Source organism: Candidatus Nitrospira neomarina, assembly GCF_032051675.1.
Taxonomy (GTDB): domain Bacteria; phylum Nitrospirota; class Nitrospiria; order Nitrospirales; family UBA8639; genus Nitrospira_E; species Nitrospira_E neomarina.
This window is the reverse complement of the sequence record NZ_CP116968.1, coordinates 2650289-2665353: the sequence shown is the minus strand read 5'-3', so window position 1 is coordinate 2665353 and position 15065 is coordinate 2650289. Positions and strand designations below refer to the sequence as shown.

Here is a 15065-nt window from a genome sequence, read left to right as displayed (position 1 = left end):
ATATTCCATGTGTACCGTTGGCCTGAGGATCGTTTGATGTTAGTCAAATATTTAATTCTCGAAGTCCTGAAGCCATCAGCCGTGGTCTGTGGACTTTTAGTGGCGTTATTTGCCGGATATAGTTGGGTCACATTTTTAGCCAAAGCCGTCAATGCCCTGTTGCCGGCAAATATGATTCTCACGTTAATTGCGTTAAAAGTGGGAATCGCGCTTGAAGTCCTCATTCCCATTTCGTTGTATTTCGGCGTTATTTTGGGGTTTGGCCGATTATACACCGACTCTGAAATGAAAGCCTTTATGGCGTGTGGTGTTAACCCATATCGGATCCTCTTTACGGTTTTTTCCCTTTCCTGTTTGGTGGCTGTCCTTGTCAGCATCTTTTCTTTATATCTGCGTCCATTGGCCTATGAAGAAATCTATCGATTAAAAGATGAAGGAGAGGCTGGATTTCGTTTGAGCAATTTGGATGCCGGACATTTTTATGAACGACGTAATGGATCCTTGGTTTTTTTCGCAGAGGATATTGATGAACGTCACCAAAAATTAAGTGAGGTGTTTGTTCAAAGTGAACATGGAGAGACGTTACAAGTCTTTTCAGCAAAGACAGCTCAAGAGCAACTTGATCCCCAAAGTGGCATCTCGATTCCTGTTCTCTTTGATGGATTCGAATATAAACTGACAAGGGAGGGGGAGATCAAGCACATTTCTAGTTTTTCACGGATGGCGATTTATCCTCGGGAGCTTGTGGCGGAATATAAACGCAAGGCCGAATCCACACAAAATTTAATGAAATCTGATTCTCGCAAGGATATCACAGAACTGCAATGGAGGTTTTTAGCGCCTTTTTCGGCTATTCTCATGGGGCTGCTGGGAGTGCCGTTGAGTCGTGCTTCACCGAGGCAGGGCAAATACGCCAAAATTTTCACAGCGACGGTAATTTTTTCAGTCTATTACTTTACGGGGCTGATGGTGAGAAATCTTGTTGATCAGGGCATACTCCCCATTATTCCGGGGCTTTGGTGGATTGTTATTGTCTTGGGAGCCTTATTGGCATATTGGTTGGCCCCCTCACGATTCACCCGAGGCATGTCCTAAAAGATCCCGGTTTCATCTCTCTCACGATATTTTCTGAACAGAGGCCGTAAGTAGGAAATGGCGTATCTGGCGGGTTTTACGACAATTTCATGAAAATTCTCAATCGGTATCTGGCGGTCAGTTTACTGAAAGGGTATTTCCCTGTGCTGGCCATATTTTTAGCGGTCTTCAGTTTAATCGTATTTGTTGAAGAGCTGGATGACGTGGGTAAGGGGCGCTATACCTTTTGGAGCGCTGGTGAGTTTTTAATGCTGACCCTGCCAACCCGGTTGGTGTTTCTAGCCCCGTTTGTGGCGTTGTTAGGGAGTATTATGGCCCTGGGTAGCCTTGCCAATGGCCGGGAACTCATCGCGATTCAGGCCGCTGGAGTTTCTCCCTACCAAATAGCCTGGTCAGTGATGCAGGTTGGGGTATGTTTTATTTTACTCGTGGCCTTCCTTGAAGAGGTGGTCAATCCCCCCCTGGATCAAGAGGCCTATTTTAAGCGATCAATGGCATTGTCGGATTCAGGGGCCTATAAGGGAAAACAGGGTTTCTGGTTTCGTGAGGGAAGGCGCTTTATTAGAATTCATCAGATTCGCTACGGAGAGAGTCCACAAGGCCTTGATATTTTTGAATTTGATGATGCCGGACAATTGGATTTCTATATGCATGCTCAAGAGGCAGAAATTGTCAATCCTCAGAAATGGACTCTAAAAAATATTAAAAAGCAGGTCATTCACGGATATAGTGTTTCCCAGGAGCAGATGGAGAGTCTGGAATGGGACTCTCCGCTTAAACAGAATGAAGTCCGGTTATTGACCCTTCCTTCTTCCACATTGGCCCCTTCCGAGCTTTACCAATACATGAAAATCTTAAAACGAAAAAAACAAAATTTTCTGAGATATGAGTTAAGCTTTTGGGACAAAATTTTTATGCCTTTGAATACCGGGCTTATGATTCTGGTGGCCATCCCGTTTGTGTTCGGTCCCTTGCGAACGTCTGCAGCAGGGAAAAGAGTATTCATTGGATCCCTGGTCGGTCTGGGATATTATTTGATGACGGAAATTTTTAAGCATGTTGGCATTCTGTTCGGAGCCTCTCCTCTATTAACCACGGCCGCTCCCTTCCTCCTGTTGTCTCTTGTCACGTTTGTGTTGTGGCGGCGTTATCTCAATTGAAAAACAGTGGAAAGTAGGCATAGAGATCGGGCATGATCAACCGCTATTTCGAACTCTGTGGGTAATAAGCAATGTTGCAAACCAATTCAAGCATATGTCGGAGGGATTTGTTGGAATGAATGCCGATTGCACTCATAGACGGGAATATGTCCCAATCATATTTGTAACCGTCAGTTATTATGTGAGAGTCGGTCGACTATTTTTCTTTAATGTGTAAGGGGAATAAGGCGTGGTAGTTCAATGACTGTGTCCGCATATATTATCAATGATCCGAATATCCGTTTGTGGAATTTGACCTCTCGTATCCGGTATCAACGTATGTTAAGTCGATTGGGGGTTGGCAGTTTTCTCAATAATCTCAACGAACTCCCATCCGATCATTCGCTTCTGATTATTAGAGGGGATTATTTATTTGATGCGCGAATATTCTCCTTTCTCTTGAAGCAACCCAATGTTGTTCTGGAAGTTGAGACTCAAGCCGGGTTATGCCCGGTTGTGGCTCATGTGGATTCCTCTTTGGCTTCCGCAACGTGTGATGGGATACAACGAGAACACACACGAAATGTGGCAAACCTACAATCTGTGACATTGCAGGATCTTTCAACTTCCTTTTCCAACGAATTGCGAAAAACTGATCATCCCTATGTGTTCCCCATTCGCGAAAGTAACCGGGTGGCATTGGAAGAACATTTATTTACGGGATCGTATAAAGGCGTCACTGATCTGGTGACGAAGTTTCTTTGGCCCGTTCCGGCCAAATGGGCCACCCGGCTTTGTGCGCTTTGGGGGATTTCGCCTAATCAGGTGACATCGCTGAGCTTAGTACTTGTTATTGCAGCAGGCGTGTTGTTCACTTTTGGGCAGTTTTTTTGGGGACTTGTCCTGGGCTGGATCATGACGTTTCTCGATACGGTGGACGGAAAATTAGCTCGAGTAACGGTGACCTCCAGTAAATGGGGGAATATTTTTGATCATGGCATTGATTTAATTCACCCTCCATTTTGGTATTTAGCTTGGGGAGTGGGTCTCACCGCATTTGCCCCTTTGCTCTCCTGGTTGACGGTGGAAACCACCATTGGAATCATTTTGATCGGATATGTGTTGGGACGCATGGTTGAAGGAATTTTTCAATGGTGGTTAGGGGGATTTGTCATCTTTTGTTGGAAACCCTTGGATTCTTATTTCAGGCTTGTCACGGCTCGGCGTAATCCTAATCTCATTCTCTTAACGGCCAGTCTTCTTTTTGGGCGTCCCGATTTGGGCTTGGAGGCTGTGGCCATTTGGACAGTGGGCTCTACCCTGATTTTAATCGCGAGACTTCTTATGGCTGGTTGGGGGAAAGCCAGGATGGGTGGCCTCACTTCCTGGTTGGCTGAGATCGATCCAGTCAATCGAAATTCCCTGGCGGTGAGAATGTTTACCAATCCTCCGGTCACGATCAAATGATCTTTCAGGTGGACTGTACACATTTTTACGTCTTGCCCGTATTCCCTAATGTCAATGATTCCTATTTCACCTTTGCCGTCGCTTGAGGTCGGTTGGACTGGTCTACGATGCATGTGGGGATCCTTCATAATTCGTTGAGTGGTCGTAATAGGCGGAAGCCGGACCTTTTCCAAAAAATTTACACCAAATATCCAGAAATGCAGCGGGCTGAGGTCAACACGCCTGCGGATATCCTAGAATCTCTGAAGACGTTTGCTGACCGTCAGGTTGATTGTGTGGTCGTCAATGGAGGGGATGGGACGATTCAAGCCACCATGGGGGCTTTGTTTCATCATCGTCCTTTTGCTGTCATGCCCCGGTTGGCTGTGTTGCCCGCAGGGACGGCCAATTTGATTGCGGGGGATGTGGGTTTGGGGAAATTTGAGTCTAATACGCTGGACCAATTGTTGGTTCAGGCCGAAGCCATGACTCCGAGATTATCTTTTGAAACACGACCGGTTCTTCGTATTCGATTTCCAGAAAACCGCGAGCCCCTGCATGGAATGTTTTTCGGGGCCGGAGCAATTTATCATGGGACCCAACTAGGCCTCGAAACCAAACAGTCGATAGGCCGGTTAGGGGAATGGGGAGCAGGGCTGATTCTGTTGAAATTTTTATTGGCGTTGGCCACCGGGTCCCGAAAAGGATTGAATCCGATCGCGGTGGGTGTAGCAACTGGAGAATCAGCACCTCTCCAGCATGAGTATTTGGTCTTGTTGGTCACCACCTTGAACCGCTTATTTTTAGGGATGAAGCCGTTTTGGGGCAAGCAATCCTGGCCTTTACGCTATACGAGTCTTCGAGTACCGTACCGCTACTTGTGGCGTGCCTTACCAACCTTGTTTCGTGGAACGACGCATCCTTTAGCAACGACAGAGCATGGCTATGACAGCGAAAACCTCTCAGAGCTTCGCTTGGTGTTTAACAGTGGATTCGTCTTGGATGGCGAAGTGTACGCCTCTTCCATGCCCGAAGAGCCTCTAACGCTGGATTCTCCCGGCGAGCTGTCATTTGTCCGTTTGAAAACTGAATAACTGTGATGGACGGTTCTCTATCAGTCCTCGAAATCGTTAGCCAACCGAGCGCTCAACCCATTCCTGCGTCCATTCAAGCAGCGGGAAATTTTCTGGCTAAAAAATACGGACAAGCGGTTCAAGGAATCCTATTGTATGGCTCATGCTTGCGGGCGGGAACGGATCAAGACGGATTAGTGGATTGTTATGTCATTGTGGATCAGTATGCCTCGGTTTACCCGTCTATTTGGTTAGCCCTCCTCAATCGTTGGCTCCCACCTAATGTGTTCTATGGAGAAGTGAACCTGGAAGGGCGAATCGTTCGTATGAAGTATGCTGTGCTCTCGTTAGAAGATTTTGAGCGAAGTGTGACTCCAAAGTGGTTTCATTCATACTTTTGGGGGCGCTTCGCACAGCCGACGGCCGTGATGGCCTGTCCGAGCCAAGCGATGAATCAACGGATTATCTTAGGGCTGGGCAGAGCGGTTTTAACCTTTTTGGGGAACGTGGTTCCGCGAATGCCCCAACAATTTTCTGCCAAAGATATATGGAGTATTGGTTTGGCCCTCAGTTATGGCGCCGAATTGCGTGCCGAATCAAAAGGCCGAATTGCAACATTGTGGGATAGTAACCACGCTTATTATGAACAAGTCGCCCATGCGACCTTTTTGGGACATTTCCCAAAAATCAAGGTCAATCAGCGGGATGACATAACTATGTATGAGATGAATTATTCCAGGTGGGAATATATCAAGAATCGCTTAGCCTGGGCTGTTCGAAAAGTGCAGGGGAAGATGTTATCTGTTTTGCGGCTTATGAAAGCCGCCTTTACGTTCCAAGGAGGGGCGGACTACCTCATCTGGAAAATCGAGCGGCATTCGGGAGTGAAAATCGAATTGACTCCCGCCCAGCGGCGACATCCCATTTGGGCCGGGCTCACCACGTTTTGGCGTCTCTATCGCCAAGGGGCCTTCCGATAAAGAGAGCGTTTAACTTCCAACTTAGAAGTTTCAAGACTCCCTAGCCTTGGAATGAAAGGGTTGTGAAGAGTGTAAAGACTCGCTTGCCGGGGCGAAACCAGGCAACATTAAAAATCGCTTGGACATGGTTATTTAATAAACAAGTAAAACGTGTTGTCTTAAAACAAACGACGGGAATGCCAGGGAGTGATGCTATTGGTCCCGGTTGACCATGTAGCAGGCGGTGATGGAGAGAGAGCGTTTGGCCATGCAGGCGGGGAATGGTTCAAGATCCAGGGCCGCGGCTTCTACGTATTCCCGAGCTCTGGCAGTGGAGTAGGACAGAGAGCCTTGTTTCTGCATTAATTGGATGATTTTCGCGACGTCCTCATCCTCAATGGCATGTGCCAAGATTTTTTCGGTGATCCATTGGTTGTCTTGAGGGGAACACGTCTGGAGAAGATGAAGTAGGGGAATGGTAATCATGCCCTGGCGAATATCCTGACCAAGGGCTTTGCCGAGCTTTGCGCCGTCTGCGGAATAATCCAAGCGATCGTCAGCCAATTGGAATGCCATTCCAAGATGATAACCAAACCGATAGAGGGCGGCTTGTTCTTCTATCGAGGCACCTCCCACGATCGCTCCGACCTTACAGGAGGCAGCGACCAGGGCAGCAGTTTTATATTCGACAATTTTAAGATAGGCGGCCTCAGACAGGTGCGGTTGACTGTTGGCGCAGAGTTGAAGAACTTCCCCTTCTGCCATTTTTCGGCAGGCATCGGCTAAGGCTTCGTTGATGCCATGGTTGTGAAAAGTGGCAATCAGGGCCATGGCCTGGGAATATAAATAATCCCCCACCAGAATACTGGCTTGATTGCCCCAGATTTTTCTCGCAGTGGGTTGTCCCCGTCTCAGATCGGCTTCGTCTAACACATCGTCATGTAATAACGTGGCCGTATGGATAAATTCGACGAGACTGCCCAGCAACAAAAAATCTTTTTGAAGAAATCCACAGAGTCGGGCACAGAGAATCAGGAGCAGGGGGCGGATGCGTTTTCCTCCGCTGGCAAAGATGTGCCCAGCGACAGTATTGATAAGCGGGGCATGCGATTCAAGGTGTGTGGAAATTTGGCTTTCAACCTCAATGAGGTCCGGCCGGAAGGCTTCCCACACATCCTCCATGGACTCCAGGTCTCTAAGGGCTGGTTCCTGATGCATGGCGGCGATACTAGGGAGTCGTCTGTGGATTGTCAAGCTGAACCATAGCTTGGAAATCAATCAGCTTTTTTTTGAAAACCCGCATGTATGTGAGGGAAATATTGCGTACCGGAAAAGGGATCGTCTTGACAGATTTTTTGACCATCCATTAATGTTATCGTTTACAATTTTGATTTAGACTTCCCTTTTCTTCCGTCGCTCTCCGGGACCACACAACGACACCATGGCCCATAGAGACTTTATTAAGGGGAACGTGCCTTAATCTCCTTTTTAATGATGGCCAACAACATTTTAGGTGAAACGTGAAACAGGAGACTAATCAACCAGTGTGGAATCTCCCTGGATTTCCTTCAGTGCAAGGCCTCTACCATCCCGGAAATGAGCATGATGGCTGTGGAATCGGGTTTGTGGCCCATATGAAGGGGCAAAAATCACATGACATCATAGAGAAGGGTCTTGAGGTCAATAAAAATCTCACTCATCGGGGAGCACAAGGGTGTGACCCATCTACCGGTGATGGAGCAGGAATTCTCTCCCAGATCCCCCACGAGTTTTTTCATCGGGTTGCCGCCGAAACGGGTGTCGACCTTCCTGTAGCCGGAGCCTATGGGGTCGGCATGGTGTTTTTGCCGCAGGATGCCAGGACCAGGCAACAGTGCGAAGCCATCTTTGAAGCGATCGTACGTGAAGAAGGCCAACATTTTTTAGGGTGGCGGGATGTACCGGCCAAAGAGGATCAAATAGGAGATCAGGCTCGACAAACGATGCCCGTCATTCGACAGTTTTTCGTGGCACGTGAATTACTGAATCCCATGCAGTTTGAACGTAAGCTGTATGTCATTCGTAAACGAATAACACGTGCCATTCGCGAATCAGCTCTCCCTGGGAAGGAATGGGTTTATATATCCAGTTTGTCCGGAAACACGATTGTCTATAAGGGGATGCTGTTGCCGGAACAGGTTGCACTGTTTTATCCCGATCTTGCGGATCCCACATTTACCTCGGCGTTGGCCCTGGTGCATTCTCGCTTTAGTACAAACACGTTTCCGACTTGGGCCTTAGCCCATCCCTACCGCTACTCCGTCCATAACGGCGAAATTAATACCTTGAAAGGGAATGTCAATTGGATGCGGGCCCGGCAGGGGAGGCTTGCCTCTGATCTGTTCGGGGATGATCTCAAAAAGTTATTTCCCATCATTGATGATTCCACGCAAAGCGATTCGGCCTGTTTGGATAACGCCATAGAATTTTTGGTATTGGCCGGCCGGTCCTTGCCCCATGCCATGATGATGCTGATTCCGGAACCGTGGGTGGGAAATCCGCAAATGGATTTTGACCGGCGAGGGTTTTATGAATATCACGCGGCGGTGATGGAACCGTGGGATGGACCCGCGGCGGTGTGCTTTACGGATGGAAAGCTCGTGGGTGCCACCTTGGATCGGAATGGTCTGCGTCCCTGTCGTTATCAAATCACCAAGGATGATGTCGTGGTGTTGGCTTCAGAGGCGGGAGTGCTTCCGGCGGATCCTAAGACCATTCGCATGAAGGGACGTCTGCAACCGGGTCGCATGTTTGTCGTGGATACCGTCCAAGGACGTATTCTTGACGACGAGGAAATTAAAGCCGATATCACCAAACGTAAGCCCTATCGACAATGGCTCACGCAATATCGGGTGTCCTTAGATGAACTGCCTGAGCCACTCAATGTGCCGCAACCCGATCACCCGACGCTGCGCCAACGTCAACAAGCCTTCGGGTTCACCGTGGAAGAGTTGAAAATGGTGTTGATCCCAATGGCAGTCACGGGTGAAGAGCCTATTTCTTCAATGGGAACGGATACCCCTTTAGCCGTGTTGTCCGAACGGCCGCAACTTCTTTTTAAATACTTCAAACAATTGTTTGCGCAAGTGACGAATCCTCCTATCGACCCGATCCGTGAGCATCTGGTGATGTCTCTTGTCACCAACATCGGGCCGAAACCGAATGTCATTGCAGAGATTCCAGAGGCATGCCGAAGGATCAAATTGCAGCAACCGATCCTTAGCAATGTTGATCTGCAAAAGATTCGCATGATTGGGGATCCTCACTTTAAAAGTAAGACCCTGTCCTTGCTTTTTAAAGTTTCGGAAGGACCTGAGGGCATGGCGGCCGCGCTTGATCAATTATGCCAGCAAGCCTCGAAAGCCATAAAGGATGGCGAAAAGTTTCTTATTTTGAGCGATAGAGGCGTTAATGCCGAGTGGGCGCCCATTCCTAGTCTCTTAGGTGTTTCAGCTGTGCATCATCATCTGGTTCGAGAAGAAACCCGGACGGAGGTCGGGCTGATTCTGGAAACAGGTGAACCGCGTGATGTGCATCATTTCGCCTGTCTTATCGGTTATGGAGCCGGGGCCATCAATCCGTATTTGGTATTTGAGTCCCTCGTGGATATGGAACGGGAAGGGTATTTTCCTGAAAGCGTGGATGCGGCAACCGCCGAATCAAAGTTCATTAAGGCCGTCAATAAAGGATTGTTGAAGATATTCTCGAAGATGGGAATCTCCACAGTCCAGTCCTATTGTGGAGCCCAAATTTTTGAGGCCATTGGCCTGAATAGCGAACTGATTGATCGGTTCTTTACCGGAACGGCTTCACGGATCGAAGGAATTGGTCTCAGTGAGGTGGGGGAAGAGACCTTGCGCCGACATGCGCTGGCTTATCGTCCGGTCCCCATGCGGCAACTAGATTTTGGTGGCGAGATTCATTACCGGATTCAGGGAGAGCACCATAATTGGAATCCTGAAACCATTTACAAACTTCAGCATGCCTCGCGTGCGAATGATGCCAAAGCCTATGCGGATTTTTCAGCCCTGGTGAATAAAGAGGATCAACGGCGCTCCAATCTTCGCGGACTGTTTGAGTTTAGCTGGGCGGGCGAACCGGTCGCTCTTGAAGAGGTGGAGCCTGCCAGCGAAATTGTGAAGCGATTTACGACCGGTGCCATGTCGTTTGGGGCAATCAGCAAAGAAGCGCATGAGACGTTGGCCATTGCCATGAATCGCATAGGCGCTAAAAGCAACACCGGCGAGGGTGGTGAGGATCCGGAGCGATTTACACCTTTGCCGAACGGCGATTCCAAAAATTCTTATATTAAGCAAGTGGCATCGGGTCGTTTTGGGGTAACGGCGCATTACCTGGTGAATGCCAAGGAGTTGCAAATCAAAATGGCCCAGGGTGCCAAGCCCGGCGAAGGCGGGCAATTGCCGGGCCACAAAGTCGATGAATTTATTGCCAAACTTCGCTATTCCACGCCGGGAGTGCAACTGATCTCTCCTCCCCCTCATCATGATATTTATTCTATCGAAGATCTGAAACAACTCATTTTCGACCTTAAAAATTCCAATCCTGAAGCCGCGATTTCCGTGAAACTGGTGGCCGAGGTCGGAGTTGGAACCGTGGCTGCAGGCGTGGCAAAGGCACATGCCGATAAAGTTCTCATAAGTGGAGATTCCGGAGGAACGGGAGCGTCTCCCTTATCGTCCATTAAGTACGCGGGAGTCCCCTGGGAATTAGGTCTGGCGGAAACCCATCAGACTCTTGTGCTCAATAACCTGCGTGGACGAATTCGAGTAGAAACCGACGGCCAAATGAAAACTGGCCGTGATGTGGTCATTGCAACCCTTTTGGGAGCGGAAGAGTTCGGTTTTTCCACCGCCCCCCTCATTGTGGAGGGATGCATCATGATGAGGAAATGCCACCTCAATACCTGTCCGGTAGGAGTGGCCACCCAAGATGGGGAGTTACGAAAACAATTTACGGGAAAACCAGAGCATGTTGTGAACTTCTTTATGTTTGTGGCGGAAGAGATCCGTTCCCTGATGGCAAAACTCGGATTCAGGACCATGCGCGAGATGATCGGACGGGTTGATAAGCTCAAAGTGCAAAAAGCTATCGATCATTGGAAAGCCAAAGGATTGGATTTATCTCCGTTATTAGTGAAGCCGGATGTCGGACCTGAAGTGGCCACCTCCTGTGTGCAAGCACAAGATCACGGTCTGAAAGAAATTTTAGATAATCAATTGGTAGAATTGTGTCAATCTGCCATTGACCGGGGTGAACCTGTTTCGCTGGATCTGCCTATACGAAATGTGAATCGGACCACCGGTACTGTTCTGTCAAGCCACATTGCACGCCGGTATGGGCCGGAAGGGCTTCCTCCCGACACGATTCGGATTAAATTTACCGGATCGGCCGGACAATCCTTTGGAGCATTTTTGTCGAAGGGTATTACGCTGACTCTGGAAGGTGAATCGAATGACTATTTGGGAAAGGGTCTCTCTGGAGGAACAATTATTGTAGTTCCCCCGCAAGGGGTGACGTATTTGCCGGAAGACACGATTTTGATCGGGAACACGTCCTTATATGGGGCGACTGGTGGTGAAGGGTATTTTTATGGCATTGCGGGAGAACGGTTTGCTGTTCGGAATAGTGGCGCACGGGCTGTTATTGATGGAACCGGCGATCATGGGTGTGAATATATGACCGGGGGGGTGGTGGTGGTTTTGGGGAAGACGGGGCGAAATTTTGCCGCAGGGATGTCCGGAGGAGACGCTTATGTCTTAGATGAGGATGGACAATTCCCTGCACGTTGCAATATGGGCATGGTGGAATTAGAGCCTGTCGTGTCCTCCGAAGATCAACAGACCCTTCGTGCGATGATTGAGGCCCATTTTCGCTACACACAAAGTGTCAATGCCAAGCGGGTTCTGGAATCGTGGGAGAAGATGTTGCCGAAATTTGTCAAAGTCATGCCGAGTGATTACAAGCGAGTGCTGCAGGACCGGAAAACGGCTTTGGCCAAAGAGCATGCTCAACGGAAACGTGAGGCGGTGAGCCGTGGCTGATCCTCGTGGGTTTTTGAAATATAAAAGGGAAGGGCCTCAACGACGGCCGGTTGGGCAGCGGGTGTTGGATTGGAAGGAATTTTATGACCCATTTCCCGACGAAAAGTTAAAAGTTCAAGGGGCCCGCTGTATGGACTGTGGGGTGCCATTTTGTCAAAGTCCCGCCGGCTGTCCTGTGGAGAATTTGATCCCGGAATGGAATGATCTCGTGCATCGCGGACGATGGAAAGACGCTCTCAAAGCGCTTCATGCGACCAATAACTTTCCTGAGTTCACCGGGCGCCTATGTCCAGCTCCATGCGAATCGGCCTGTGTGTTGGGCATTAATAGCGATCCGGTCTCCATTCGTGTCATTGAATGGAATATTATTGATAAAGGATTTGAGGAAGGTTGGGTCGAACCGGTGGTACCGGTTGGCTCTTCCGGGAAGCGCGTTGCGATTATCGGGTCGGGTCCAGCAGGATTGGCCGCGGCACAACAATTAGCCCGGACGGGGCATGAAGTGACAGTTTTGGAGAAGGCTGATCGGATTGGAGGCTTGCTTCGCTATGGAATCCCGGATTTCAAAATGGAGAAGTGGGTATTAGACCGTCGTTTGGAGCAAATGCGAAAAGAGGGTGTAAACTTTCAGACTGGCGTGTGTGTGGGTGTGGACGCCACCGTTCAGGACCTCCGTCATGATTATGATGCGGTATTACTTGCTATGGGAGCCGAGCAACCCAGAGAATTGCCGGTTCCAGGGAGAGATCTTAAAGGCGTTCATCTCGCCATGGACTATCTGACCCAGCAGAATAAGCGAGTGGCCGGGGATCCCGTTCCTGGAGAGCACATATCGGCTCAGGGCAAACGGGTGGTCATTATTGGTGGTGGTGATACCGGATCAGATTGTCTGGGAACGGCTCATCGTCAAGGGTGTCTGGAAGCCCATCAATTCGAGTTGCTACCCCAACCGCCACCGGCTCGGGCTGTGTCGACACCATGGCCCTTATGGCCGATGCAATTACGAACATCTCATGCCCACGAGGAAGGGTGTGATCGTGAATGGAGTATTGCCACCACAAAATTTTCAGGGGAAAACGGACATGTGACTAGTTTGCATGCGACCCGTGTGAATTTTGAGAACGGGAAGGTGGTTCCTGTGCCGGGGTCCGAGATCAAGATGGATGTTGACCTGGTGTTGTTGGCAATGGGATTTATCGGGCCGGTGAAGAACGGCCTACTGGATTCTTTTGGGCTTCAATATGATCCCCGAGGGAATGTAGCCGTTGATGAACACTTTATGACTAGTGTGGATGGGGTGTTTGCTACCGGAGACACGAAGCGCGGTGCGTCACTGATTGTCTGGGCAATTGCAGAAGGAAGAAAGTCTGCGGCCGGCATTCACCGGTATCTCCAAGCCGGGCAATCCTTTCGAGGGTCCTGATTGCATTTCCTTCCAGGATGTTTTGCGCATTCGTCGGATTTTAGAAGGCTCTTGTCAAATGTAAGTGATGGGTGTGAGCCTTCTGCCACCGACAATAAAGAAAAAGTAGTGAGCAATGGCAGCCCCAGTGCGTTCGCCACTCCGCTGTGATCACGCCTCCTTCCTGTACCTCTTCGTTCTTGTAATTTTGAGTTTGCCAGACGGGCATTTTTTGTAATGTCCCCCTCGGAATTTACTACTTCCTAGCCTTTTAAGTCGCTGGAATGAAGAAACTTTTGAGTTATTCAACAGACCCGTCAACTCGAGAGGCTGTCCATGATGAGTTTCTTCGGCGGGCAGGCAGGATTCCATTTCTGGGTGTTGGCTTATCGGTGGATGTGTATTCTCCTGATGTTTTTGATTTATATCAGGAACTTCGACGTGAACAAACCCCTATCGGTTATCTTGAAATTTTTCATGCGGCTTCTGAAGCTTTGGAGATGGTTCGAGCTGGGCTTCCTGACACTCCTTTGGCTTACCATGCCGAAGGGGTATGGGTCACGCAACCTGATTGGGACACCGCATACAATTCTCAAGACCGATTACGGGCTATCGCCAGCAATCTTCGAATGTTACAGGCTCATTGGGTCAATCAAGAATGTGCGGCCAAAGAAATAGCAGGTTTTTCATTTGGGACCTATTTGCCTCCTGTCTTTACCAGAGCTTCTGCTGACATTACGGCTTACCAGGCGTGGAACTTTCAGTTGCAGCTTGATGAATGTGTTTGGGGGCCTCAGGCTAACTCCCCATTGCTGCTTTTGGAAAGCCCACCATTAACCTATTTTTTGATGGGTGAAATGCCGTATGCAGAATTTTTCTCGTACATTACCGACAAAGCGCCCTGTGGGTTGGTCTTGGATCTCGGGCATGTTTGGACGGTCTATCGATATTCGGGCGCTTGGCGGAACCAGTGTCTGGAATCATTTTTCGAAGATTTTCTTAAAAAATTTCCACTGGAGAGAGTGATTCAAATTCATGTAGCAGGTCTGGATTGCCATCCGCATATACCTACACAAGTGGGGTCAGGAAAATTTGAGAATCCTCCTGAGTGGATTGACGCTCATGAAGCTCCCATTCCGGACGAATTACTTATACTCTTGGCTCGGGTGATAAGGGAACCTCGTCTACTCAATCTCAAAGGCATCGCTTTAGAAGTCGACAATAAGCAGATACCGCTCATTTGTCGGGAAATGAAAACGGTATTGAAGATGATGGAGCCCTTTGTGCATGTGCCTGCCCGGGTGCCTTCGCCCGCCACAAATCTTCAGATGGCAGCAACCTGTCCAGTAGAAAACGTCGAACCTTCTCGGGAAACTCGTGATGTATTAACGTGCCAATACAGAGAATTCATGGCCTTGGTCAGTGAAGTCCTGCGTGGCCGGCTGGAGGTACCTAGCCAATGGGATGCTGAAATGAATAAGGGTCTTCATGTGTATGCGACACAGTATTTACCATATGAGATTCTCTCATGGGGTGGAGATGTGAGGGTAATGTTTCCCAATGCGTGTGCTATTTTGGATCAATATGGGATTCCCTTGAAACAATTCGTTGAATTTTGGTTTGCCCATCCTCGAACATCTGAATCCGAATATGATTTCTTCCTGCTCAAAATTAATGTATTTGTGGAATTTATTGTGCAGGTGTTTCCTGGGGCGAGTTCACTGGTCAAGCAGGAAGCCGAGTTTCTTGCCAAAGGCTATCTCCTCGCGTCTCAGGGGCCATCGACGGACCCATGACTGTTCCCCGTAAAATTGGTTTTGTCTTTCAGTGACTTGGTCGATAAAAGGAGT

9 protein-coding genes are annotated in these 15065 nt (G+C 48.9%); 8 read left to right on the top strand and 1 reads right to left on the bottom strand.

Annotation, left to right across the window (positions count from 1 at the left end; all coding sequences use genetic code 11):
- The first annotated feature begins 36 nt into the window (after positions 1-36).
- The 5 genes from lptF to PQG83_RS11400 all read left to right on the top strand — a co-directional run bounded on the left by lptF (position 37) and on the right by PQG83_RS11400 (position 5733).
- Positions 37-1095 carry an LPS export ABC transporter permease LptF gene (gene lptF, locus PQG83_RS11420; RefSeq protein WP_312741034.1) on the top strand — a complete coding sequence of 353 codons (1059 nt, stop codon included), beginning with the start codon at positions 37-39 and terminating at the stop codon, positions 1093-1095.
- An 89-nt stretch (positions 1096-1184) separates the two neighbouring features.
- On the top strand, positions 1185-2255 hold the full coding sequence (lptG, locus tag PQG83_RS11415; protein WP_312741033.1) for an LPS export ABC transporter permease LptG: 1071 nt from the start codon (positions 1185-1187) through the stop codon (positions 2253-2255).
- Positions 2256-2495: 240 nt separating this feature from the next.
- The gene (locus tag PQG83_RS11410; protein ID WP_312741032.1) at positions 2496-3701 is read left to right on the top strand and encodes a CDP-alcohol phosphatidyltransferase family protein; all 1206 of its coding nucleotides are present in this window, start codon (positions 2496-2498) and stop codon (positions 3699-3701) included.
- 107 nt (positions 3702-3808) lie between these two features.
- Positions 3809-4774: a diacylglycerol/lipid kinase family protein gene (locus PQG83_RS11405; RefSeq protein ID WP_312741031.1), complete on the top strand. Its 966-nt coding sequence runs from the start codon at positions 3809-3811 to the stop codon at positions 4772-4774.
- Positions 4775-4779: 5 nt separating this feature from the next.
- The gene (locus PQG83_RS11400; protein ID WP_312741030.1) at positions 4780-5733 is read left to right on the top strand and encodes a hypothetical protein; all 954 of its coding nucleotides are present in this window, start codon (positions 4780-4782) and stop codon (positions 5731-5733) included.
- 192 nt (positions 5734-5925) lie between these two features.
- On the opposite strand, the gene PQG83_RS11395 is transcribed toward PQG83_RS11400, so the two are convergent.
- Positions 5926-6930 carry a polyprenyl synthetase family protein gene (locus PQG83_RS11395; RefSeq protein WP_312741029.1) on the bottom strand — a complete coding sequence of 335 codons (1005 nt, stop codon included), beginning with the start codon at positions 6928-6930 and terminating at the stop codon, positions 5926-5928.
- A 326-nt stretch (positions 6931-7256) separates the two neighbouring features.
- Between PQG83_RS11395 and gltB the strand changes: the two genes are divergently transcribed.
- From gltB to PQG83_RS11380, 3 genes are all read left to right on the top strand, one after another.
- A complete protein-coding gene (gene gltB, locus PQG83_RS11390; protein WP_312741028.1) occupies positions 7257-11813 on the top strand; it encodes a glutamate synthase large subunit in 4557 nt (1518 codons plus the stop codon).
- The gene (locus PQG83_RS11385) at positions 11806-13236 is read left to right on the top strand and encodes a glutamate synthase subunit beta (protein WP_312741027.1); all 1431 of its coding nucleotides are present in this window, start codon (positions 11806-11808) and stop codon (positions 13234-13236) included. Before gltB ends, PQG83_RS11385 begins: the two co-directional genes overlap by 8 nt.
- Before the next feature lie 275 nt (positions 13237-13511).
- Positions 13512-15011, top strand: coding sequence for a multinuclear nonheme iron-dependent oxidase (locus tag PQG83_RS11380; protein ID WP_312741026.1), 1500 nt, complete (start codon positions 13512-13514; stop codon positions 15009-15011).
- Positions 15012-15065 lie beyond the last annotated feature (54 nt).

Coding starts and splice junctions, on each gene's coding strand:
- lptF (WP_312741034.1), top strand. CDS start 37: ATGTTAGTCAAATATTTAATTCTCGAAGTCCTGAAGCCATCAGCCGTG.
- lptG (WP_312741033.1), top strand. CDS start 1,185: ATGAAAATTCTCAATCGGTATCTGGCGGTCAGTTTACTGAAAGGGTAT.
- PQG83_RS11410 (WP_312741032.1), top strand. CDS start 2,496: ATGACTGTGTCCGCATATATTATCAATGATCCGAATATCCGTTTGTGG.
- PQG83_RS11405 (WP_312741031.1), top strand. CDS start 3,809: ATGCATGTGGGGATCCTTCATAATTCGTTGAGTGGTCGTAATAGGCGG.
- PQG83_RS11400 (WP_312741030.1), top strand. CDS start 4,780: ATGGACGGTTCTCTATCAGTCCTCGAAATCGTTAGCCAACCGAGCGCT.
- PQG83_RS11395 (WP_312741029.1), bottom strand. CDS start 6,930: ATGCATCAGGAACCAGCCCTTAGAGACCTGGAGTCCATGGAGGATGTG.